The organism is Vibrio nigripulchritudo ATCC 27043 (assembly GCF_000222685.1).
GTDB lineage: Bacteria > Pseudomonadota > Gammaproteobacteria > Enterobacterales > Vibrionaceae > Vibrio > Vibrio nigripulchritudo.
On the sequence record NZ_AFWJ01000193.1, the window covers coordinates 1 to 1,760 of the forward strand.

Here is a 1,760-nt window from a genome sequence, read left to right on the forward strand (position 1 = left end):
TTAGACGGGAACTTACTAGTAAAAATTGGCTTGTTGTCGGTATGACCGACAATCATAATTCGACCTTTCGTTCCTTCTAAAGAACGACCTACTTTGGACAGTACCGGACGGATATGCTGGGTGAGTTCAGCGCTGCCTGAATCAAATAGTTCGTTTGCTGCAAATGAGATTCTGACTCTATCTGGAAGCTGTTGGATCTCTACAACACCACGATCCATTTCGGTAGCGAGATAGTCCTGAATTCGTAGGGCAACAGGAGCAACATCTGCCAAAGGTGGCGATTCAGTTATTTCAACAGAAGGGACGAGGTTAAGTAAGTTGGTAAAGGTCCTGTTAGATTCTTCATTGATCTTGTAATTGAATCCCATATACGTAGCGGCAAGGATGGCTCCCGCAATGGAAAGCGTCACCCACACTGGTGTGCTTTCGGTGATTTCCTCACCCAGGCGTACCTTATCCTGCCAACCATCACTCAGAACTTTAGGTGGACGCTCGCTTACGGTGGTAATAACGTCGAAAACACGCTGTCGCAAGCTGCGATGAGATTCGACACCGTTCTTTTCTAATCGGTAGCGCCCGATGAAACCAAGAGACATACAAATATACTGAAGTTGCAGAATATCAAGGCTTTCGGTTGGCGCGGACATGGCTTTGTCCAGGTAATCATAAAACTGCTCACCGCCCTGAGTATTGGCGTAGAAAGTTGAAAGCAGAGAGTTGTCTACCCAAATTGACTGACCACCCCAGACTGTGTTCAGCACGGTTTCATCGATTAGACAGCATAGGCAGAAACGTGCGATATCAATATCCTGGTTTCTTGCATTTTGCAGTCTTAAGCGGGTTTCGTAATCTCGAATTTTCTGGACAAAAGCTTCTCGCAGCTGTTGAACATCACCGTACTGGCTAGTAGCTCTGATTTGACCAATCAATGAGAGAACGACGTTTGCTTCGGCCAGAAGCAGGTTTTTGCCAAACGCGATCACACTGGAGGATTTCTCCTCTTTGATTACTTTTGTAAGCAGTACAGTGCTGTCTCCCTCTTGGGGCGGTGGTGGAGAAGCGGGAGCTGCTGGTGCTGGCTTAGCACCACCTCTACGTCCGGGAGTAGGTTTCATTACAGTGTCTTCCATCAGTCTACTTCAACTTATTGATTAATCGTCCATAACTCGACATCGATCCCCGGGTAGTTACCTGAGATATGAATTGCCAAACCACCACTTTCAGTCAGTCTTTGCCAGTAAGGACCTTTCTTGGTCACTTCAAAGTATTGGTAACCTGCCTGATACGGAATTTGTCTTGGAACCACAGTCAGCGGCGAGATAGCGATACCGTGAAGCTGGTTGTTGATGAGATCGCGAATGTTTTCGACAGGTCCGATCTTGATTTGAGACGGTAAGCGTTTACGCAGCTCTTCACTTGCCACGTCAGCTTTGATGGCAAGAACAAACTGACACTTCGAAAGAATGTTTTTGTCGGGAATACTAGAAACACGGATACCGTATTGTCTGATCTCAAGTGGTAGCTTAGTCGCCGTTTGCTCAAGTACTACACTCAGATACTGGCTGAGCATCTGATGCACTACATGGAAAAGTTCTGCCATGTCACCATGTTTGTATTTCGGTAACACAGGCGGACGCTTAGACTTGGTCGAGAAAGTCGCTAGCTCTCCAATCAAACCGTACAGTGCCGTTGTCAACTGGAAGGGATGTAGGTCCGAACACTGGCTGAAATGCCTTAAGGTTGTCTCATGACGGTTGAGC

2 protein-coding genes are annotated in these 1,760 nt (G+C 46.9%); both read right to left on the reverse strand.

Annotation, left to right across the window (positions count from 1 at the left end; genetic code table 11):
• The coding region (icmH, locus tag RH89_RS14820; protein WP_050811538.1) for a type IVB secretion system protein IcmH/DotU at positions 1-1,115 on the reverse strand (1,115 nt) is incomplete at its 3' end.
• Positions 1,116-1,144: 29 nt separating this feature from the next.
• Positions 1,145-1,760, reverse strand: a 616-nt coding sequence (gene tssK / locus RH89_RS14825; protein WP_004403545.1) for a type VI secretion system baseplate subunit TssK, incomplete at its 5' end; no start/stop codon positions are given.